Annotated in this window: 18 protein-coding genes; 9 read left to right on the top strand and 9 right to left on the bottom strand. The window is 66.2% G+C overall.

What is annotated here, in order from left to right; all coding sequences use genetic code 11:
- Positions 1-66: 66 nt before the first annotated feature.
- Positions 67-741 carry a lipid-binding SYLF domain-containing protein gene (locus ACLJEU_RS01300; RefSeq protein WP_414663473.1) on the top strand — a complete coding sequence of 225 codons (675 nt, stop codon included), beginning with the start codon at positions 67-69 and terminating at the stop codon, positions 739-741.
- Between the two features lie 100 nt (positions 742-841).
- Positions 842-1,261 carry a VOC family protein gene (locus ACLJEU_RS01295; protein WP_414663474.1) on the top strand — a complete coding sequence of 140 codons (420 nt, stop codon included), beginning with the start codon at positions 842-844 and terminating at the stop codon, positions 1,259-1,261.
- A 204-nt stretch (positions 1,262-1,465) separates the two neighbouring features.
- Here ACLJEU_RS01295 and ACLJEU_RS01290 read toward each other — a convergent pair whose 3' ends face one another.
- The 4 genes from ACLJEU_RS01290 to ACLJEU_RS01275 all read right to left on the bottom strand — a co-directional run bounded on the left by ACLJEU_RS01290 (position 1,466) and on the right by ACLJEU_RS01275 (position 4,007).
- Positions 1,466-1,972, bottom strand: coding sequence for a CinA family protein (locus ACLJEU_RS01290; RefSeq protein ID WP_414663475.1), 507 nt, complete (start codon positions 1,970-1,972; stop codon positions 1,466-1,468).
- Complete coding sequence (locus tag ACLJEU_RS01285) at positions 1,969-2,505, bottom strand: SRPBCC family protein (RefSeq protein WP_414663476.1); 537 nt, start codon at positions 2,503-2,505, stop codon at positions 1,969-1,971. The genes ACLJEU_RS01290 and ACLJEU_RS01285 overlap by 4 nt, the downstream gene beginning before the upstream one ends.
- Positions 2,506-2,542: 37 nt before the next feature.
- Positions 2,543-3,304 (bottom strand): exodeoxyribonuclease III, encoded by a 762-nt coding sequence (locus ACLJEU_RS01280; RefSeq protein WP_414663477.1) that lies wholly within the window; start codon positions 3,302-3,304, stop codon positions 2,543-2,545.
- A gap of 277 nt (positions 3,305-3,581) precedes the next feature.
- Entirely contained in the window at positions 3,582-4,007 is a 426-nt protein-coding gene (locus ACLJEU_RS01275) for a DUF1761 domain-containing protein (RefSeq protein ID WP_414663478.1), read from the bottom strand.
- 249 nt (positions 4,008-4,256) lie between these two features.
- On the opposite strand from ACLJEU_RS01275, the gene ACLJEU_RS01270 reads away from it, so the two are divergent.
- Genes ACLJEU_RS01270 through ACLJEU_RS01260 form a run of 3 tightly spaced genes read left to right on the top strand, consistent with a single transcriptional unit; the run spans position 4,257 to position 7,009 of the window.
- Positions 4,257-5,687, top strand: a complete 1,431-nt coding sequence (locus tag ACLJEU_RS01270; protein WP_414663479.1) for a PLP-dependent transferase — start codon at positions 4,257-4,259, stop codon at positions 5,685-5,687.
- A gap of 30 nt (positions 5,688-5,717) precedes the next feature.
- Entirely contained in the window at positions 5,718-6,026 is a 309-nt protein-coding gene (locus ACLJEU_RS01265; RefSeq protein ID WP_414663480.1) for a DUF167 domain-containing protein, read from the top strand.
- Between the two features lie 53 nt (positions 6,027-6,079).
- Positions 6,080-7,009, top strand: a complete 930-nt coding sequence (locus ACLJEU_RS01260) for a DUF6268 family outer membrane beta-barrel protein (RefSeq protein ID WP_414663481.1) — start codon at positions 6,080-6,082, stop codon at positions 7,007-7,009.
- Between the two features lie 110 nt (positions 7,010-7,119).
- On the opposite strand, the gene ACLJEU_RS01255 is transcribed toward ACLJEU_RS01260, so the two are convergent.
- Positions 7,120-8,472: an MATE family efflux transporter gene (locus tag ACLJEU_RS01255; protein ID WP_414663482.1), complete on the bottom strand. Its 1,353-nt coding sequence runs from the start codon at positions 8,470-8,472 to the stop codon at positions 7,120-7,122.
- A 203-nt stretch (positions 8,473-8,675) separates the two neighbouring features.
- Between ACLJEU_RS01255 and ACLJEU_RS01250 the strand changes: the two genes are divergently transcribed.
- The 4 genes from ACLJEU_RS01250 (at position 8,676) to ACLJEU_RS01235 (ending at position 15,293) form a co-directional block, all read left to right on the top strand.
- On the top strand, positions 8,676-11,123 hold the full coding sequence (locus ACLJEU_RS01250) for a S9 family peptidase (RefSeq protein ID WP_414663483.1): 2,448 nt from the start codon (positions 8,676-8,678) through the stop codon (positions 11,121-11,123).
- A gap of 130 nt (positions 11,124-11,253) precedes the next feature.
- A complete protein-coding gene (locus ACLJEU_RS01245) occupies positions 11,254-13,689 on the top strand; it encodes an alpha/beta hydrolase family protein (RefSeq protein ID WP_414663484.1) in 2,436 nt (811 codons plus the stop codon).
- A gap of 226 nt (positions 13,690-13,915) precedes the next feature.
- Positions 13,916-14,782: an EamA family transporter gene (locus ACLJEU_RS01240; RefSeq protein WP_414663485.1), complete on the top strand. Its 867-nt coding sequence runs from the start codon at positions 13,916-13,918 to the stop codon at positions 14,780-14,782.
- A 94-nt stretch (positions 14,783-14,876) separates the two neighbouring features.
- Positions 14,877-15,293, top strand: coding sequence for a hypothetical protein (locus tag ACLJEU_RS01235; RefSeq protein WP_414663486.1), 417 nt, complete (start codon positions 14,877-14,879; stop codon positions 15,291-15,293).
- A gap of 164 nt (positions 15,294-15,457) precedes the next feature.
- Here ACLJEU_RS01235 and ACLJEU_RS01230 read toward each other — a convergent pair whose 3' ends face one another.
- The 4 genes from ACLJEU_RS01230 to ACLJEU_RS01215 all read right to left on the bottom strand — a co-directional run bounded on the left by ACLJEU_RS01230 (position 15,458) and on the right by ACLJEU_RS01215 (position 18,749).
- Entirely contained in the window at positions 15,458-16,303 is an 846-nt protein-coding gene (locus ACLJEU_RS01230) for a hypothetical protein (protein WP_414663487.1), read from the bottom strand.
- 17 nt (positions 16,304-16,320) lie between these two features.
- The gene (locus tag ACLJEU_RS01225; protein WP_414663488.1) at positions 16,321-16,740 is read right to left on the bottom strand and encodes a DUF1425 domain-containing protein; all 420 of its coding nucleotides are present in this window, start codon (positions 16,738-16,740) and stop codon (positions 16,321-16,323) included.
- Positions 16,741-16,777: 37 nt separating this feature from the next.
- The gene (locus ACLJEU_RS01220; protein WP_414663489.1) at positions 16,778-17,989 is read right to left on the bottom strand and encodes a hypothetical protein; all 1,212 of its coding nucleotides are present in this window, start codon (positions 17,987-17,989) and stop codon (positions 16,778-16,780) included.
- A 127-nt stretch (positions 17,990-18,116) separates the two neighbouring features.
- Entirely contained in the window at positions 18,117-18,749 is a 633-nt protein-coding gene (locus ACLJEU_RS01215) for a penicillin-binding protein activator LpoB (RefSeq protein ID WP_414663490.1), read from the bottom strand.
- Positions 18,750-18,895 lie beyond the last annotated feature (146 nt).

Here is an 18,895-nt window from a genome sequence, read left to right as displayed (position 1 = left end):
CTCCACGCTTCCCAAGCAGCCCGGGGCCTGCCTACACTCCGCCGACCTTAGACTTTACGCATCGTCATGAAGAAATTCCTGTTACTGTCGCTCCTGGCGCTCTTGGGCGCTTCCATTGTTCGCGCCGAGCCCACGCGGGCCGATCTCGTTACCCGCGTGGAAACCTGCGAAGCCATTTTGCGGGAGTTCCAGCTCCGCCGTGAAACCGCCATTCCGGCTGAAGTCTGGAAGCGGGCGCGCGGCCTGATCATCCTGAGCCAGTTCAAGGCCGGCATCGTGCTGGGCGTGCAGGACGGCTTCGGCGTCATCATGGTGAAGCGCCCCGACGGCTGGAGCATTCCGGTGCTGATCAACGCCGGCGAGGCCAGCCTCGGCCTGCAGCTCGGTGCCAATTCCAAGGAGACCGTTTTCATCATCACGGATGACGCCACGCCGAAGAAGCTGTTCGCGAATCGTGTGAACCTGGGCGTCGACGCCAAGGCTGTCGCCGGCCCGAAAGCCGCTGAGAAGGAGCGCAATAACGAGGAAATCTACAAGACGCCGCTGCTCGCCTACACGAAGACCGTGGGGCTTTTCGCCGGTGCCACGATCAAGGCCGGCCATATCTCGCGCAACGACGCCGCCAATTTCTCGCTCTACAACACGCGCTACACGATGCCCGAGCTGCTCTACAGCGACTGGGTCACGCCCCCGGCGGAAGTGCAGCCGCTGGTCGCCTACGTGAAGTCGCTGGCACCGTAAGGCCGGTTGGAGGAGTTGAGAGGTGAGAGTTGAGGGTTGAGAATGGAACACTCGATCCGCTCTCTCAACCCTCAGCTCTCAACTCTCAACTTTTGGTCCCATGCCCAACCCCATCCTCGGCCGCGGCGGCTTTCATCATGTCTGCGTGAAAACGCGGGACTGGGATCGGACGATTGCATTCTATCGCGACGTCCTGGGCTGCACGGAGAAGATTACGTGGCGGCCCGCCCCGCAACGTGCCGGGATGATGGATACGGGTGACGGCAACTACATCGAGATCTTCGAGGATCTCGCCTGGACGCCCTCACCCAACGGATCCGTGCTGCACTTCGCGTTGCGCACCGATCGGATCGATGCCGTCGCCGCCCACGTGCGCCAGGCCGGCGTGAAAATCACCGTGGAGCCGAAGGACGTCATGATCGCCACGACCAACGGTGCCGGGCCCGTCCCGATCCGCGTCTTCTTCTGCGAAGGCCCCAACGGCGAAAGCATCGAGCTGTTTCAGAACGACGTGACCTGACGTGACGTGATGTCGGGACGGGACGGGTTCGGGACGGGGAGAATTCTAAAGCCAGGAAACCAGGAAAAAGGCATTCGAGCTGTCGCCGCGAAAGCCCCTGCCGAGACCACCGTAATTCGCGGTGAAGATGCAATAGCTCTCGCCGCAACCGTAGTCCGATTCCTGGCTTTCTGGCTTTAGAATTAACGCCGTCTGCTGAGCGCGCTACGGCTTTACTTCCGACTCGCGCAGATAGGCCACCAGTTCCCCCAGCGCGGCCGCGGCCACGATCAGTTGAACGTCGACGCGGGTCGCGCCCGGGCACTCGACGCGCCCGCTGCGCACGGTGAGAAAGCGACCCCGCCGCCGATGAGCGATCGCCCACCACGCAAACGGATCGAGCACGTGGTCTGCCTTCGACGGCTCGGCGTAGCCCGTCGTCGCGACGCCGAGTTCGCTCCCGAACAAACGGCACGCGCCGCGCGCCATTTCCTCCGCCACCGCGGCTGAGACACAATTGACGCGCCGCGCCGCCGCGCGCGTCACACCCAGATGCCGGACCTTCTGATCGAGCGAGTAGGCCGTGAGGCCGCCGAGAAAGAAATTCGACGCGCCCTTAATCTCGCCGATGCGCGCCTGCAGCTGCCCGCAGGTGAGACTCTCGGCCACGGCCAGCGTCGCGCCCGGTCGCCGGCTCATCAACGTCTTCAACTCGGCGAGCACCGGCGTCATTTCGGCGGCGCCTCCGCGAGCCGCTTCAGATTCGAAAGTCCCTTCTCGAAATCCGGTCCGATCATGCGATCGACAAAGAGGCCGAACCAGCGACCCATCGGATTCATCCCGAGATCCCCGGCGTCGACCCAGATCACCTTTACGCCCTTGTCCGCCGGCTGCAGCGCCATCGAACCTTCCGATCCCATGCCCATGTCCGGGAACTCGAGTCGGTAGGTCACGCTCTTCGCGGGCTCGACCGCGGTGAACGTCATCTTACCGTTGCCCTCGGACTTGCTCTCCCATGCGCTCCACGCGCCGACGCCCGTGGTTTTCTCCGAGAACGTCATCTTCATGCCGGGATCGCGCTCCTGCCACGCGCCCCAGTTTTTCCAGGCCCGCAGATCACCGAACTGGGCGAACACGACCGCGGGGCTGGCGTTGATCACCGTCGAACGTTCCACGCGGTAAGTCCGCGGCAGGAGAAAAGCGACCGCCACCAGCGCCAGTACGAGCACGACCAGTCCGAGCCCAATCCTGAGAAGCGTTTTCATAGGGGTGCCCGCGAGCATGCCCGCGGCCGGCGGGCTGTCAGGCGATTTCCAGCCCGACCGGACAGTGGTCGCTGCCCATGACTTCCGGCGAAATCCAGGCGCGCTTGAGCGCGGGCCGCAGCTTCTCGCTGGCGACAAAGTAATCGACGCGCCACCCGATGTTCCGCGCGCGGCAGTTCATCATCTGGCTCCACCACGAATAGTGGCCGGGGCCTTTTTCGAATTCGCGAAACGTATCCACAAACCCGCTCTCCAGGATCCGTGTGAAGTTGCCGCGCTCCTCGTCGGTGAAGCCCGCGTTGCGCCGGTTGGTCTTGGGATTTGTCAGATCGATCTCGGTGTGCGCCACGTTGAGATCGCCGCAGAAGATCACCGGCTTCCCCTTTTTCCCGAGCTTCTTCACATACGCGAGAAACGCCGGATCCCACTCCTGCGTGCGATACTCGAGGCGCGTGAGCCCGCGCTGCGAGTTGGGCTGATAGACGTTGAGCAGGAAGAAATCGTCGTACTCCGCCGTGATCACGCGGCCCTCGGCATCATGCTCGCGCAAACCGATGCCGAGCGTCACGGCCTTCGGCTTGATGCGCGTGAACACAATCGTGCCGCTGTAGCCCTTCTTCACCGCCGGATTCCAGAACGTCTCGTATCCGTGCGGCCACGCGATGTGCTGGGCATCGCCCGGGTGCGCCTTCGCCTCCTGCAGGCAGATCACATCGGCCTTCGCCTGCTCCATGAAGTCGAGCAGGCCCTTCTTGTGCGCGGCGCGCACGCCGTTGACGTTCCACGAGACGAGTTTCATGCGCGCCCGTTGAACGCATCCGGACGGGCCGGCGCAAATTGAAACTGCGGTCGCCGCACCGGGTAGAAGGTCGAGCGATCGAACCGACGCGGCAGCAATCCGACGTCTGCATCACAGGCCGGGACGTCGACGGCGTCTGCCTCATCTCTCAGACGAAACAACTCAGTTGCCCGCGAATCGCGCGAATTGATGTTGCTGAGAACGAGGGCCGTGGTGGCCCTGATTTCCATCTCTGAAATTCGCGCCCATTAGTGTGATTCGCGGGCGGTCTCTTGCATCACAACCACGCGCCGAGAATCGTGCCCTGCAGCGTGAACAAAATTACTTCGTGCCCGACGGTGATGGCAAGCAGCCGCACGGAACGCTGCTCCCACACGCCACTGTTGAGCATGCGCGCGCCGACGAGCAGCAGCCCGACAAACGCGCCGATCGCCGCGCCTTTCACCACGTTGATGGGCCCGCGGGATTCGATCAGAATGGTCAGCGCGAACGTCGAAAGAAACGTGTACACGAGCCCCCGCACGAAGAACCCGGCCATGCCTTTCTGCGCCGCCGCCTTCATCATCGCCTCGGTGATCTTCATCTCCGCCATCCAGGCCTTGGAAAAGAGCACCGGCGAATACCACAACCAGCCAAAGAGAAATCCGGCGAAGGTGGTGACGGCGATGGCGAGATAGTTGAGTTGGGAGAGCGCGTTGTACATGGGGCGTTGGGGGATGAAGCAAATCTGCCGGCGAAAGCCGCGCAGCACGCCTCGACGCTACCGCCAGCCAGTGAAAATTGAAGCGCATTGTGAGCCGCGCGGCCATGACACAGCCCACGCCAGCCGACGGTTGCGTCCCTCCGGATCCGCGCCTCAAGCTCGCCCTTTGCCATGCCGGTCTTCCCTCACCTCCCCCTCGGTCAATGCATCCCGGATACACCACACGCTGTCTCCTGCAGCCTGCCGACGATGCGCGACGTCCGCGGCTACGAGGAGAAGGATCCCGCGACGATGGCGCAGCTCGCCTCGGGATATCCGCGCTTCCTGGTCCACCCGTTCTCGCGCCAGCTGATCGCGCACTACACCGCGACGGTGCCCGCCCTCGCCGGCCGGACGTTGTGGCTGACGTCGTCATCGCGCATGGCCGACAATCTCGCGACGCTGCTCGCCGCGAAGACCAAAGGTGCCAAGCTCTTTTCCAGTGACGGTCTGTCCGGCGTGTCGCACCCCGTGTCGCCGGAACTCTACGCGCTGGCGAAAACCTACCTGCAGAACATCGGAGGCTTCATCTCCTCGCGTGAAGCCGAGGATCATCTGCTCCGGCTGAAACTGATCCCTGCGCGTTTCGCGGAGAAAACGTTTCCCGGCGATGCGGGCGCTGAAGTTCGCCGCGTGCTGCGCACCGCCCTGCCCGACACCACCGACGACGACCTGCTCCTCGCGCCGTCGGGCATGAACGCGATCCACGCCGCGTTCCGCGCCTCCGCCAGCCTGCAGGCGGAACGCGGCCGCACGGTCTGGCTGCAACTCGGCTGGCTGTACCTCGACACCATCGCGATCCTAAAGCGTTTCACGTCCACGCCCGCGGACTACGTTTACGTCCGCGACCCGCTGGATCAGGATGCCATCGCGCGCATCTTCGCGAAGCACGGTGCCCGCATCGCCGGCGTCGTTGCCGAGCTGCCGACGAATCCGCTGATCCAGACGCCCGACCTCGCCGCGATCTCGCACCTCTGCCGGCAGCATGGCGCGCACCTCATCCTCGATCCTTCGGTCGCGTCCGTATTCGCGCTCAAGATACTCCATCACGCCGACAGCATCGCCTCGAGTCTCACCAAGTACACGGCCAGCGAGGGCGACCTGACCGCGGGCCTCGTCGCCATCAATCCCGCCGGCCGCGACGCCGATGAACTCCGCCGCCGCGCCGCCGCCGAGGTGGAGCCGCCGTACTTTCGCGAACTCGCGCGCCTGGCCGCGGAGATCGGCGAAACGGAAGCCGTACTCGCGAAGATTCAGGCGAACACCGCGCGCGTCGTCGCCTACCTCGAGAACCACCCGAAGGTGCGCGATGTTTACTGGGCCCTGCATCCGGCCTCGCGGGAAAATTACCAGCGCATCGCCCGCACGCCCGAGGCGACGGGCGGCATGATCTCGTTCACGCTGCGCGCCCCGATGGAACCCTTTTACGACCGGCTGCGGCTGCCGAAGGGCCCGAGCTTCGGCATGAAGACGACGCTGATCTGTTCGTTCATGTACCTCGCCCACTACGATCTCGTGACGACCCCTGCGGGCATCGCGGAACTCGCCGCGAGTCGCATCGATCCGGACATCCTGCGGCTGTGCTGCGGCGTCGAACCGGTGGAGGAAATCATCGGTGCCATCGCCGAAGCCCTGGCCTGAACCGCCGGCACCGTTTCCGGTCGCACCGAGGTGAGCGCCGCCGACAAAACTCCCGCCGCGGCGTTCTGCCTGCTGGCCATCAAGGCGATTCCCAACGCGCCGCGGAGCGAAGTGGTCGGGTGGCTCGGCGACGCGATCAAAATCAAGGTCCACGCGCCGCCGGTGGAAGGCCGCGCCAATGAAGTTTTGTGCGCCTTTCTCGCGGACGCCCTGAACCTGCCGCAGCGGGCGGTGACAGTATTGCGCGGCGACACCTCGCGCCAAAAGACGATCCGTATCCACGGGCTTTCGCTGGCCGAAGTCACGCAACGACTTGGGCTCGCGCCCAGGGGATCCTGACAATCACCGGCCGGACGCATCCCCGTCCGGCCTCCATCCGTATCACTGGCACCATGACCTCTTTGTCCCTTCCCTTCACTTGGTTTCGTCCGACGGCCGCTTGGGTCGCAGCGCTCTGCGCCGCCGCCCTGACTCACGCCCAGCCGGCGCCGGGCTCACGGGCGGGCGCGGCGATTTCGCTGGCCATCGATGGTGCGGCCACGAGCCAGACCGACTTCACCGCGCGGGGCGCCAGCGCCGGGGGATTCGCCGTCACGCAGTACGGCGCGAAACTGAAGATTCCGCTCCCGCCGTTGAACGGGGCGTGGTTTCCCGCGATCGGCCTCGACTATCAGCACTACGATCTCGATCGCGAAGCCGGTACGCCGCTGCCCGACACGCTGAAGAGTCTCGGCGCGTCGTTCTCCGTCGTCGGCGTGCCCGTCAAGGACTGGGTGTTCATTGCCAGCGCCGGTCCCGAGATCTCCAACGCCGGCAGCGGGTTCACCCAACGCGGCCTGGGCTTCGGGCTGTTCGCGCTCGCGACGCGCAAGTTCACATCCGATTTCAGTGCCGGCTTTGGCGTCGTCTATGATTCCCTTTCGCGCGGCACCGGACGCATTTTGCCGGTCGCAACCTTCGATTGGACACCCGCCCCGGGCTGGCGTGCGTTCCTCGGGTTTCCCCGCACCGGGGCGTCGTGGCAGATCAACGACGCGCTCAAGGCCGAGTTCGTCGCCGAGGCGGACTTCGGTTCGTTTTACGTGACGGATGCGCCGGTCCCGCGCAGTGCACTCCGGCCAGCCTTGGATCGCACCCGGCTCGAATACCAGGCCCTGCGTGTCGGCCCGGCGGTGACATGGAAGGCGTCACCGACCTTTCAGACCCGCGTCGCCGTCGGCGCCGTCCCCATTCTCAACGTCGACTACCACAGCCGCGGCTACAAACTGAAGTCCGACGACACCGCCGCCTTCGTGAGCGCGGAGCTCGAGTGGAAATTCTAGCAAGTTGAGAGTTGAGAGTTGAGGGCTGAGAGAACCAGCAACGATTTTCCGACGGAGAGCCGGTCGCTGCCACTGCACTGTTCTGAGATCTGGCGCTCAACTCTCAACCCTCAGCGCTCAACTCCCTCCCCCCGCATCCGCGTCAGCCGGGCGAAGCGCACCGTGAGAAACACGGCCGCGAAGGCGAGGCCCGTGGCGATGCCCGTCCACACGCCGGGCGCACCGTAAGGTCCGCGAATGCCCAGCGCGTAACCGAGTGGCAACGCCACGCCCCAGTACGCGACGAAGGTAATCATCGTCGGGATTTTCACGTCGCTGATGCCGCGGAGCAGATGCGCCGCGATGACCTGCACCCCATCGGCCAGTTGGAAGATCGCTCCGACAAGGAGAAGCTGCGCCGCGAGCACCACGACTGCCTGATCATGCACGAACCAACCCGCAAGGGTCTTGCCGCCCAAGCCAAAGAGCAGCGCGAAACCGACCATCACGGCCAGTCCTAGTCCGAGCGTACCAAAGCCAATCGGCCGCAAGCGCTCGCGTTCGCCCGAGCCCACCACGTGGCTGACGCGAATGCCGACGGCCATCGAAAGGCCCAGCGGAAACATGAACGCCATCGACGCGCAGCTCAGACCGATTTGATGCGCCGCAAGCGGTGCCGCTCCCAGCCAGCCAATCATGATGCCGGAAAAGGCGAACGCCGTCGTCTCAAACAAAAGCATCCCCGCCGCCGGCAGTCCGATCCGCATCATCTCGCGAAGCCGTTCGAACGCATAGGCTCCGCGCCACTGGATCGGCCACGCTTCGCGCAGCCGTGAATCCCGTCGCAGCCAGAAGAAAATTCCCGCCGCTCCGGCGATGCGCGACACCAGCGTCGCGATGCCCGCGCCGGTGAGGCCGAGTGCGGGCACGCCCAGATTGCCGTAGATGAACACCCAGTTGAGCGCCGCGTTCAGGCCGACGCTCGCCAGGATGATGACCATCGGCGCCCACGGGTGCCCCATCGCCTCGGCGAACTGCCGCAACACCAGATACACCAGCACCGGAATCAACGACGCCGCAAACAGCAGATAGAACGGCGTCACGATCGCCAGCACCTCGGGCGGCTGATCGAACCGGTGGAGTTGCGTGCTGAGTGCCGCCATCGCGAGCGTTTCCACCGCCCCGAAGACCAGGGCAGCCATCATGCCATGGCGCAGGTACTGGGCCGCTTCCGCCGGCTGCCGCGCCCCGCGCGCCCGCGACACGAAGATCGAAACCGGGACCATCAGGCCGATGCCGAAGACATAGAAGATATTGAAGATCGTGCTGCCAAACGCCGACGCTGCCAGCGGCACCGTGCCCGCGTGCCCAATCATCGCGCTGTCGAGCACACCCATCAGCATCTGGCTCACCTGGCCCACGACAATCGGCGCCGCGAGCGTGAGCGTCGGCCGGATTTCGCGAAGGTAAACAGAGAGCGCCATCACCAGCATCCTCCGGCTCCCCCCACCCCTCCGCAACGGCATTGCGCACCGCACCCATACAGCCGCCCACCCATTCAACCCGGGACTGCACACCCACCCCCTGTCTCCCGTCCCCTGTCTCCTGTCTCCGGTCTCCGGTCTCCGGTTTCCGGTTTCCGGTTTCCACTATTGTCCGCCTCCCGCCGCTCCCGCAACGTCCACCCATGCTCCGCTCCGCCTTCGTGCGCCTGCTCACTTCCGGACTGCTGCTCTCCGTCGCCAGCGTCCGCGCCCAGGACAACGCCACCTACCGCAGCCCCAGCGCCGCGCTTGCCGCGCTGGTCGACGCGCCGCTCACGCCGTTCGTCAGCCTGAGTCCCGACAAGAAAAGCCTGCTCCTGCTCGAACGCCCCGCGCTGCCGCCCGTCGCCGAACTCGCCGAACCGGAGCTGCGGCTCGCCGGTGTGCGCATCAATCCGGCCACCAACGGCCCGAGCCGCGAGAGTTACTCCACAGGCCTGGTCATCAAGACGCTGGCCGGCGGCGCGGAACGCCGCGTCACCGGCTTTCCCGCCGCGTCGCGCCTCACCGCCGTGACCTGGTCACGCGACAGCCGCCACCTGATCGTTGTGGTCAATCCAGGCAGCGGACTTCAACTCTGGGCCGTCGACGCCACCACCGCCGCGGCCCGCCGGCTCACCGATCGCGCGCTCAATGGCGTGCTCGAGGAGCCGACCTGGGTCGATGACACGACGATCGTTGCCTCCCTCATCCCCGCCGGCCGAGGCAACGCTCCGACCGCGCCGAGCGTGCCGTCCGGTCCCGTCGTGCAGGAAAACCTCAGCGGCAAACGCCCCGCCCGCACCTACGCGGACATGCTGGCCAACACCCACGATGAGGCGCTGTTCGACCACTACGCCACGTCCGAACTCGCCCTCGTTTCCCTCGACGGCAAGGTCACGCCCCTCGGCCTCCGCGGCATCTTCGGCAACGCCCTGCCGTCTCCAGATGGCCGATACCTGCTCGTGACGGCGTGGACGAAACCGTATTCGTATCTTGTCCCGGTCACCCGTTTCCCGACCACCATCACCGTGCACGACCGCACGGGCCGGCGCGTGCACGAGGTGGCCACGCTGCCGCTCGCGGAGAACATTCCGATTCCCACCGGCTCCGTCCGCACGGGGCCGCGCAGCGTGACGTGGCGCGCCGACGCACCGGCCACCTTGAGCTGGGTGCAGGCGCTCGACGGCGGCGACGCCGGCCGCGAGTCCGCGCTCCGCGACGAATGGTTCACCCTCGCCGCTCCCTTCAGCGGCGCCCCGGTGTCACAACAGAAATTCGCGCTGCGCGCGACCGGCGTCACCTGGGGCGACGATCGGCACGCGCTCGTCACCGAATACTGGTGGAAAACCCGCAAGCAGCGGACCTGGCTCGTCGCTCCCGGCCAGCCCGGTGCCGCACCGACGCTGCTCTTCGATCGCTCCTCGGAGGATCGCTACGGCAACCCCGGCGCGCCCGTGCTGGTGCGCAACCGCTACGGCCGCCTGGGTCTGCTCATGAACGCGGATCAATCGAAGATCTATCTCGACGGCCTCGGCGCCTCGCCGGAGGGCAACCGGCCGTTCCTCGACGAATTCAATCTCACCACGAAGACGGCGCGCCGCCTGTGGCGCTCGACCGCGCCGCACTATGAATCGTTTGTGGCGTTCCTCGATGACTCGCTCACGCGCGCCCTCACGCAACGCGAGGCGGTGACCGAGCCGGCCAACTACTTCGTGCGCCAGCTGAACGAAAGCGACGACGCCAAGGCGCTCACCCCGATTACGCGTTTCGCGAATCCGTTTCCCCAATACGCGGCCGTGAAGAAGGAACTGATCACCTACAAACGGGCCGACGGCGTGGCGTTGTCCGGCACGCTCTATCTGCCGCCGGGCCGGACGCCCATCGACGGTCCGCTGCCGACGCTGCTCTGGGCCTATCCGCGCGAGTACAAGACGGCCGAGGCTGCGGGCCAGGTGAAGGAATCGCCGTACCGTTTCATCCGCGTGAGCCCGATGGGACCGCTGCCGTTCCTGCTCGCCGGCTACGCGGTGCTCGACGATCCGACGATGCCAATCATCGGCGAGGGCGCGCAGGAGCCGAACGACACCTACATCCAGCAGCTCGTCGCGAGCGCACGCGCGGCCGTCGACGAACTCGTGCGGCGCGGCGTCACCGATCCGAAGCGCGTCGCCGTCGCCGGTCACAGCTACGGCGCGTTCATGACCGCGAATCTCCTCGCCCATTCGGACATCTTTCGCGCCGGCATCGCCCGCAGCGGTGCGTACAACCGCACGCTCACGCCCTTTGGCTTTCAGTCGGAGGAACGCACGCTCTGGCAGGCTCCGGAAGTCTACGCCGCGATGTCACCCTTCAACCACGCCAACAAGATCAAGGATCCGATCCTCCTGATCCACGGCGCGGCCGACAACAATCCCGGCACGTTCCCGATCCAGAGCGAACGCTTCTACAACGCGCTCAAGGGCCACGGCGCCACGACACGTTACATCCAGCTGCCGTATGAATCCCACGGTTACCAGGGGCGCGAGAACGTCCTGCACATGCTCTGGGAAATGGAGAAGTGGCTCGACACCTACGTGAAGCCGCCGGTGAAGGACGCCAAGAAGAAGTAGGCGCGGGCCTCTTCGCCGCGGACGCCCGCACGTCGTCACTCCGCCCCTGCCAGGCGCCCGAACCCACCCCGGGGCGGAGCGTCCTCTGCGTCGTTGCCACCCCAAGGTCGGCGGCCCAGCGTCGACGCCCATGTTTCGCTCCGCCTGGTTCCGGCTCTCTCTCGCCGCGCTCGTTTTCGCGTCTCCGCCGCTCCCCGCCGCTGACAGCGCGGGCTACCGCACGCCGTCTCCCGCCCTCGCCGCCATCGTCGACACCCCGTTGCCACCTGCGGCGGTGCTCAGCCCGGATCGCCGCCAACTCCTGCTGCTCGATCGACCGGAAGCACCCACCCTCGCCGAACTCGCCCAACCCGAGCTGCGTCTCGCCGGACTGCGCATCAATCCCGTCACCAACGGCCCGAGTCGCTCGACCTATTTCACCGGGCTGGCGTTCAAGCCGGTCGACGGCGGCAACGACGCCCGCGTCACCGGTCTCCCCGCCGGCGTTCGCATCGCCGACTACGAATGGAGCCGCGACAGCCGGCATCTCGCGCTCACCGTCGTCGCCGCCACCGGCATCGAACTCTGGCTGGTCGACTGCGCCACTGCGCGCGCGCGCCGGCTGACCGACCCGATTCTCAACGCCGCCCTCGGCGAACCCATCGTCTGGATCGATCACTCCACGCTCGCGATCCGGCGCGTGCCGGCAAACCGCGGCGCGCCGCCAAACGCCTCGGGCGCTCCCGCCGGGCCCGTCGTGCAGGAAAACCTCGGCCAGCGCGCCGCCGCCCGCACCTACGACGGCCTGCTCGCTAATGCGCATGACGAAGCGCTCTTCGAGTACTATGCGACGAGCGAACTCGCGCTGGTCTCCCTTGAAGGCGGCCTCACGCCACTGCCGCTCCGTGGGCTGATCACCGTCGTCAGTCCGTCTCCGGATAACCACTACGTGATGACGCAGACGCTCCACCGGCCGTATTCATATCTCGTGCCGACCGGGCGGTTTCCCGTCACCATTGCGGTCAACGATCGCGCCGGAGCCCAGGTCTTCCGCGTCGCCGACCTGCCGCTCGCCGAGGGCACCTTCAACGGCGTGCGCGCCGGCCCGCGGAGCGTCACGTGGCGCGCCGACGCGCCCGCGACGCTCAGCTGGGTGCAGGCACTGCCGGCGGGCCGGACTTCCGCCGACAAGAAGCCGCTCCGCGACGCGTGGTACACCCTGGCCGCTCCCTTCAGCGGCAAACCGATCCAGCAGCAGCAGTTCGAGTTTCGCGTGCAATCCGTGCAGTGGAGCGACGATGACCTCGCGCTCGTGACGGAAACCTGGTCCACCACCGGGATCAGTCGGCTGTGGCGCGTGGCCCCGGGCCAGCCTGGCAACGCGCGCACCCTGGTGTACCAGCGCAAGACCGAGGATCGCTACGGCGATCCGGGACGACCCGTGTTGGTGCGCGACACGCGCGGCCGGGTCGTGCTCCAGCGCAGCCCCGATGGATCGAAACTCTACTTTGCGGGCGACGGCGCCTCACCGGAGGGCGATCGGCCGTTCCTCGACGAATGGGATCCGGCCACGAGGCAGACGCGCCGGCTCTGGCGCTCCGCTCCGCCGGCCTACGAATCGTTTGGCGGTTTCATCGACGCCACGCTCACCCGGGCGCTGATGACCCGCGAGTCGCCGACCGAACCGACGAACTTCTTCGTCCGCTCGTTCGCTCCGGGCACGCTCACACCGCTCACCACGTTTCCCAATCCGTATCCGCAGTTCGCGGACGTGAGGCAGGAACTCATCCAGTACCGCCGCGCCGACGGCGTCGCGCTCTCGGGCACGCTGTACCTGCCGCCCGGCTGGACGCCGGCAAAAGGTCCGCTGCCCACGCTGCTGTGGGCGTATCCGCGCGAGTTTCTCGAGGAGGAAACCGCGTCGCAGGTGAAAGCCACGCCCGAGCGCTTCACGCGCGTGAGTCCCACGGGGCCGCTGCCGTTTCTCCTCGCCGGCTACGCCGTGCTCAACGATCCCGCGATGCCGATCGTCGCGAAGAAAGGCCAGAAGGCGAACGACTCCTATGTGCAGCAACTGGTCGCGAGCGCGCAGGCTGCGGTCGACGAGCTCGTGCGGCGCGGCGTTGCAGATCCGAAGCGCATCGCGATCAGCGGCCACAGTTACGGCGCGTTCATGACCGCCAATCTCCTCGCACACACCCGGCTCTTCCGCGCCGGCATCGCGCGCAGCGGCGCGTACAATCGCACGCTCACGCCCTTCGGCTTTCAGCGCGAACAGCGTTCCCTGTGGCAGGCGCCGGACGTGTACGCAGCGATGTCGCCTTTCAACTTCGCGCACCAGGTGAAGGATCCGCTGTTGCTGATCCACGGCGCGGCGGATAACAATCCGGGCACGTTTCCGCTGCAGAGCGAACGCTTCTACAACGCACTCAAGGGCCACGGCGCGACGACGCGACTCGTGATGCTGCCCCATGAGTCGCACGGGTACCGGGCAAGGGAGAGCGTGCTGCACATGCTGTGGGAAATGGAGACGTGGCTCGATACGCACGTGAAGAACGCTGACATGAAATCGAAGGCTGCAGAGTGAGCGGACGCGGTTCGGGACGACAGCTTCCGGCAGTGGGACCGGCAGTGGGACCGGCAGTGGGACCGGCAGTGGGACCGGCAGTGGGACCGGCAGTGGGACCGGCAGTGGGACCGCGACCGCCCCCGGTCGCATCCTCCGGACAGGCGACCGGGGGCGGTCGCGGTCCCAGTACAGATCTCGTTCCCAGTACAGATCACGCTCCCCGTGCAATCCACCGTCCCAAACCATGACCGCCTTCGCGCTCACGCTGGTCCTGATCGCCGCGGTGCTGCACGCGACGTGGAACCTGTGCGCCAAGCGCGCCGGCGGTGGCCTGCCCTTCGTGTGGCTGGTGAGCGTGATCATCTGCTCCTGCTACATCCCAGTGCTGATCGGGTTCTGGTGGTGGCAGCACCCGACCCTGTCCTGGACCGCCGTCGCATGGATCGCCGGGAGCGGCGTGCTGAAAACCGCCGCGTCGCTGTCACTGCAACGCAGCTACCGCAGCGGCGATTTCTCCCTGATCTATCCGCTGGCGCGCGGCACGGGGCCGCTGCTCTCCACGGCGGCGGCGATCGCCTTGCTGGGGGAGCGTCCGTCGCTGCTCGCCATCGCCGGCGGCGTCACGATCGTGACCGCAGTCTTCTTCCTGACCGGCGGCGCCGGCCTGTTTCACCAGGACCGCGCGCACCTGCGCACCGCGGTGCGCAACGGCCTGACGACCGGCGTGCTGATCGCCTGCTACACCGTGTGGGATCGGCACGGCGTGCACACGCTCGCGATCCCGCCGGTGATTTACGACGGCGGCACGGCGTTTGTCGTGTTGGGTTTCGTGACCCCGTTCGCCCTTCCGCGTTGGGCCGAAGTTTCGCACCACTGGCGGGAGCACAAGCGGTTCGTCTTCGGCATGGCCCTGCTTTCGCCGATTGCGTACGTCCTCGTGTTGACCGCGATGGCGTTCACCCCGGTCAGCTACGTCGCTCCAGCCCGCGAGGTCAGCATCGTGCTCGGTGCGTTCATCGGGGCTCGTTACTTGAAGGAAGCCGACGCCCACCGCCGCACGTGGGCGGCACTCGCGATGGCCATCGGCGTGATCGCACTGGCGCTGGGATGAAATGCGGCCACGGTAACCGTCACCGCGGGCGCACGGGTGATCCGCGGGGCACCGCTACCCTCCCGTTTTTCGCCGCCTTCGCCCCGACGCCCTCATGAAATCCCGACTTCTGTGGCTCGCCATTCTCGCCGTCGGTGGCACGGCCGCCTACTTCGGCCTCACCCAGCCGCATGTGTCCTCGATTCCGGAAAGCGTCCGCAGTCCCATCTCGGATCTCAAGCCCGCCGGGCCACCGGCGATCGAACCGCCCGAGCTGACAATTCCCGCCCTACCGGTGATTGCTCCGCCCGTACTCTCGGCGCCCGTGCTCACGCCGACAGCGACACCCTCACTGCGCCCACGTCCGCTTCCCAGCACGCCCGAGGTCCCGATTCAGCCGGGCGCCACGATCGACTTTTCCACCGGCGCACCCGTGGTCCGATCCCAAGGCAAGGATCAGGAAGCGATCGACGTCGCGATGAAGGACATCCTCGACGCCTCGAAGAAGACGGGGTTCGAAGCGAAGAAGTGAGGGAACCGGGCAGGAAACCTCCCGCGAATCACGCGAATTCAGCGGCACGATCCACTCACCCTCTCTGGAAGTCCCGGGCTGGCGGAGCACATTCTCAACTTCGCGTCCATTCGCGTGATTCGCGGGCAACTGAATGAGTCGGCACCGGCTCGGTGCGAGCCGCCTCACCGTTTGCCGGTGAGCATGTCGTCCATCAACGCGATCGCCGTGGCTTCGGTGATGTCGCGCACGTCAAACTGGCGGATGACGCGGCCGGCCTGCACGCCCTTGCCGATGATGTCGCTTGCGGCGGCCTGGCCGACGATGGCGGCGTCCTTGAGGCGAATCGCCGTGGCCTGAATGTCAGGCACGGGATAAGTGGCGTCGCCGGACACTTCCGGCACGGTGATGTTGCGGCTCGAAATCAGCACTTCGATCGCGATGTCCGCGATGTCGGCCAGTGCCTTGCGATCCTTCGCCGCGCTGTCGCCGACGAGATGGGCACCGGCCTGTTCCGGCAGAAGCGCCGCGGCGGTTTTTTGATCGGCGAGCTGCGCGCCGGCATTGCGGAAGGCGCGGCCGAAAAGGCGTTCCACTTCACGCACCGTCTGCTGGTCGGCGAGCGTGGGAGCAGCGGCGTCCTTCTGCTTGTAGGTGTTCGTGCCGCTGGTCTTCAGCGAGGCGTCGGTCTTCTCGAACTGCTCGCTGCGGCCCGTGAGGTTCAAACCGGAGGCGGTGTCGATCAGCGCGCGATTGACGTAGATCACGACGCGCGGCGCGCCGTCGGTTTTGTAGGCCTTGCGAAAACCCTCGAGGATGCCGTCGGCCGTCTGGCGCGCGATCAACGTGTCTCCACTCGGGCCATACACGCGTTGCTGGGAGCCGGGCTGACCGACCTGCGGCAACGGTGACAAACCCCGCGGCTGCGCCTGGGCGACCGGGGGCGGCGTCGGCGGCTGGACCGGCGATTGCGCCACAACGAAAGGCGCGAGGACCGCGCCGAGCGAGACGAGCACGAGTGAGCGTTTCATGGTTTCACCTTTTCCGTTCAGCGGGCCTGACGCACGCGGACGGTATACTTGCGGGCCTGGGCGTTCATGGCGGTGAAGCGCACCGCTTCCGTGGAGTTTTCCGAAAGAATCAGCGTCTGCCACGGCGTCTCGTCTCCGGTCGAGAAACCCTGGTCGTCCTTGAACACGCAGTTGATCTGGACCTGGATGCGGCGCGACTCGCGGTTCTTGACGTTGGCGGTGACTTCCATCCGGCCGTCGGCGAGCGGCCGTTCCTGCAGCCCGGTGCACGTGACGGAGTTCTGCGCCGGCTTGTCGAGGAGGACGAAGCGATCGGTGTTCTCGAGCGTGAACTTCGTGGTGTCGAGCGGCGCGAACGGACCGGGTTCGTTCACGCAACCCGCCGCAAAGGCGAGGGCAACGACGGAGACAACGAGAGCAACAGGTCGGGTGTTCATAGGACAGGGCGCGGTGGTGGTGCGGTGAGACTGCGGGTCACTGTTTAAGTTCGCTCAAAAAGACGACGGTGTCGCGATCGTCCGATCCGACGGTGATGCTGACCTGTTGGGTGCGCTGGGTCAGCACATTGCCGCTGCGATCGAGAAATTCGATCCGGCCCGCGTGCTGGCCGGGCGGCAGCTTGATGGCGGCGAAACTGAGCCGCTGCGGCAGGTTGTTCCATTGGCGGGTGTCGGCGTCGGTCTGCGTCGCCGCTGAGGCAATCTTGCCAATCACGCCGAGGATGCCGAGCCCGATGGCCGCGGCCTGCGCGTCGTCGCCGTCCCTGCCGCGGCGTTCGCGGCGGTTGCCCTGTTCGTTGGCGATGACGGCGCCGGCCAATGCGACGTCGCTGGCCATGTTGGTACTGGCTTTGAAGTACGCCTTGTTGCCCAGAATATGATCCATCACCCGGCCGCCGCGCGTCGTGGCCTGAAACCCCAGGTCATCGTACGCGGGGAGCGGGACAATCTTCCGTCCGCCGTCGAGCACGAGCCTGGCGGAGCGCGTGGGCGAATCCTCGGCGTGAAAGCGCAACTGTTCGCCGTATTCGCCAGCGGCATACTTGCGCGGGCCGTAGCCGTATTCGGCAAACACGAGCACGTTGGCTGCGGGATTGTAGGGCGGCAGCGCCACTTTTTCGCCGGCGTGCGCCTGCGCCCGCGCCCAGGCATCCTTGCCGTCGGCCTGCAGCTTGGTGGAGGCGAGGCCGTCGAGGTAGTCGAGCAGCACGTAATCGGCGTCGAACTTGTCGTGCTCGGGATCGCTGTCGATCACCTGCCCGGAGCGAAAACACGCGCGGGCGTTGTCGGTCTCGCCGTCGCGCCAGTACAGGATGCCGCGATAATAGTACGCCATCACCCGCTCGTACGGCTCGCCGATGAAGGTCTTGTTGCGCTCCGCGCCGAACAGCCCGCGCGCCCGCGCCGCCTCGGCGTCGTTGGTGATGATGCCGCCGATCCGCGCGATCGCGTCATCGAGCTTGGTCTTCGCTGCGTCGTAATCGCCCACGCGCAACGCTGTCGCCGCCTGCCGGTAGTCGTATAATACCCGATCGCGTTCCGGAATCGCGGTTTCGCGGCGGTCGACATCGGTCGCGCGTTCGCCGGCGAGCCGTGCCGCCCGGCGCGGCTCAACCGGCTCGGACGCACAGCCGGCAAACAGCACGGCTGAGCTGACCAACAGGGAAAGTCTGGTTCCGGGAGGCATGCGAAGCACGGCGGGGAGCATCCGGGGCGAGGCGCGCGGGACGAACCGATCTCGTCGCTCCCGCTGGCTTCCGCGCGTGGCACGGAATGACAACCCGGAGCGACCGACGGCGTTCGTCACGCTCCGCTCACCGATAGGCGGCGTCCTCGAGGCCCTGTTTCTTCACCTCGGCCACATCCTCCCACACGATGCGGCTGGTGCGCGCGTCGGTGAGACGAAAGCTGTAGAGCACGTAGTCGCTGGTGCCCGCGGACGTCCGCGTGGTCATGCCATCGAGCTTGCCGGTGAGAAAATAATCCGCGCCGCCAAACTCGACGACGTTCGGGTCGGCGCTCGCCGTGACCTGGCCCGAGCGCTTCAACTCGCGCTCGCGTTCGAGCGTCTTCATCATCTCGCGGTCGAGGAAGCTCACCTGGCCCATCGACTTCGAATTGAGCTGCGTGCGGATGCGGGTGAGGAAGATGTCCTTGTTGATCGGGAAACGCGTGTTGTTCACGACCGGATCGAGGACGATACTCGGCGGCACCTGCGCGCGGGCAATCTGCGGAATACCGAGGATGCTGCGGGCCATCTTGTCGGTGACCATCACGAGGTCCTGCGACTCGACGCCCGTACCGGCGACGAAGCCCCGTTCATCCGGCTTCATTTCCGTGACGGGCACGCCCGACGGATTCTGGACGCCAGCGGTGGTGGCGCAGCCGGCGAAAAACGCCGAACTCGCGGCGAGGCCGGCGAGAAGGATACGAGAGGAGGTTTTCATGGTGAAGGTGAAGAGTGACACTCAAGGGCCCGAGCAAGCGGACCAGAACGATTCCAACGCGAACCTTCAGACGACGCCGGCGTCGGGGAAATTCAGCGGAGTCGGTGATCGTTCCTGATTTCGTGGTCCGTGCGCGATCGTGATGC

The sequence above is a fragment of the Terrisphaera buseokensis genome (genome assembly GCF_047521145.2).
In the GTDB taxonomy this organism is placed as follows: domain Bacteria; phylum Verrucomicrobiota; class Verrucomicrobiia; order Opitutales; family Opitutaceae; genus ER46.
The sequence above is the reverse complement of the archived record's forward strand: the minus strand, read 5'-3'. Positions and strand labels throughout refer to the sequence as shown.

Excerpts from the sequence above, each read along its gene's own strand:
- ACLJEU_RS01245 (WP_414663484.1), top strand. The coding sequence starts at position 11,254 with ATGTTTCGCTCCGCCTGGTTCCGGCTCTCTCTCGCCGCGCTCGTTTTC.
- ACLJEU_RS01215 (WP_414663490.1), bottom strand. The coding sequence starts at position 18,749 with ATGAAAACCTCCTCTCGTATCCTTCTCGCCGGCCTCGCCGCGAGTTCG.
- ACLJEU_RS01260 (WP_414663481.1), top strand. The coding sequence starts at position 6,080 with ATGACCTCTTTGTCCCTTCCCTTCACTTGGTTTCGTCCGACGGCCGCT.
- ACLJEU_RS01240 (WP_414663485.1), top strand. The coding sequence starts at position 13,916 with ATGACCGCCTTCGCGCTCACGCTGGTCCTGATCGCCGCGGTGCTGCAC.
- ACLJEU_RS01280 (WP_414663477.1), bottom strand. The coding sequence starts at position 3,304 with ATGAAACTCGTCTCGTGGAACGTCAACGGCGTGCGCGCCGCGCACAAG.
- ACLJEU_RS01225 (WP_414663488.1), bottom strand. The coding sequence starts at position 16,740 with ATGAACACCCGACCTGTTGCTCTCGTTGTCTCCGTCGTTGCCCTCGCC.
- ACLJEU_RS01255 (WP_414663482.1), bottom strand. The coding sequence starts at position 8,472 with ATGGCGCTCTCTGTTTACCTTCGCGAAATCCGGCCGACGCTCACGCTC.
- ACLJEU_RS01300 (WP_414663473.1), top strand. The coding sequence starts at position 67 with ATGAAGAAATTCCTGTTACTGTCGCTCCTGGCGCTCTTGGGCGCTTCC.
- ACLJEU_RS01275 (WP_414663478.1), bottom strand. The coding sequence starts at position 4,007 with ATGTACAACGCGCTCTCCCAACTCAACTATCTCGCCATCGCCGTCACC.
- ACLJEU_RS01230 (WP_414663487.1), bottom strand. The coding sequence starts at position 16,303 with ATGAAACGCTCACTCGTGCTCGTCTCGCTCGGCGCGGTCCTCGCGCCT.
- ACLJEU_RS01220 (WP_414663489.1), bottom strand. The coding sequence starts at position 17,989 with ATGCCTCCCGGAACCAGACTTTCCCTGTTGGTCAGCTCAGCCGTGCTG.
- ACLJEU_RS01235 (WP_414663486.1), top strand. The coding sequence starts at position 14,877 with ATGAAATCCCGACTTCTGTGGCTCGCCATTCTCGCCGTCGGTGGCACG.
- ACLJEU_RS01270 (WP_414663479.1), top strand. The coding sequence starts at position 4,257 with ATGCGCGACGTCCGCGGCTACGAGGAGAAGGATCCCGCGACGATGGCG.
- ACLJEU_RS01295 (WP_414663474.1), top strand. The coding sequence starts at position 842 with ATGCCCAACCCCATCCTCGGCCGCGGCGGCTTTCATCATGTCTGCGTG.
- ACLJEU_RS01290 (WP_414663475.1), bottom strand. The coding sequence starts at position 1,972 with ATGACGCCGGTGCTCGCCGAGTTGAAGACGTTGATGAGCCGGCGACCG.
- ACLJEU_RS01285 (WP_414663476.1), bottom strand. The coding sequence starts at position 2,505 with ATGAAAACGCTTCTCAGGATTGGGCTCGGACTGGTCGTGCTCGTACTG.
- ACLJEU_RS01250 (WP_414663483.1), top strand. The coding sequence starts at position 8,676 with ATGCTCCGCTCCGCCTTCGTGCGCCTGCTCACTTCCGGACTGCTGCTC.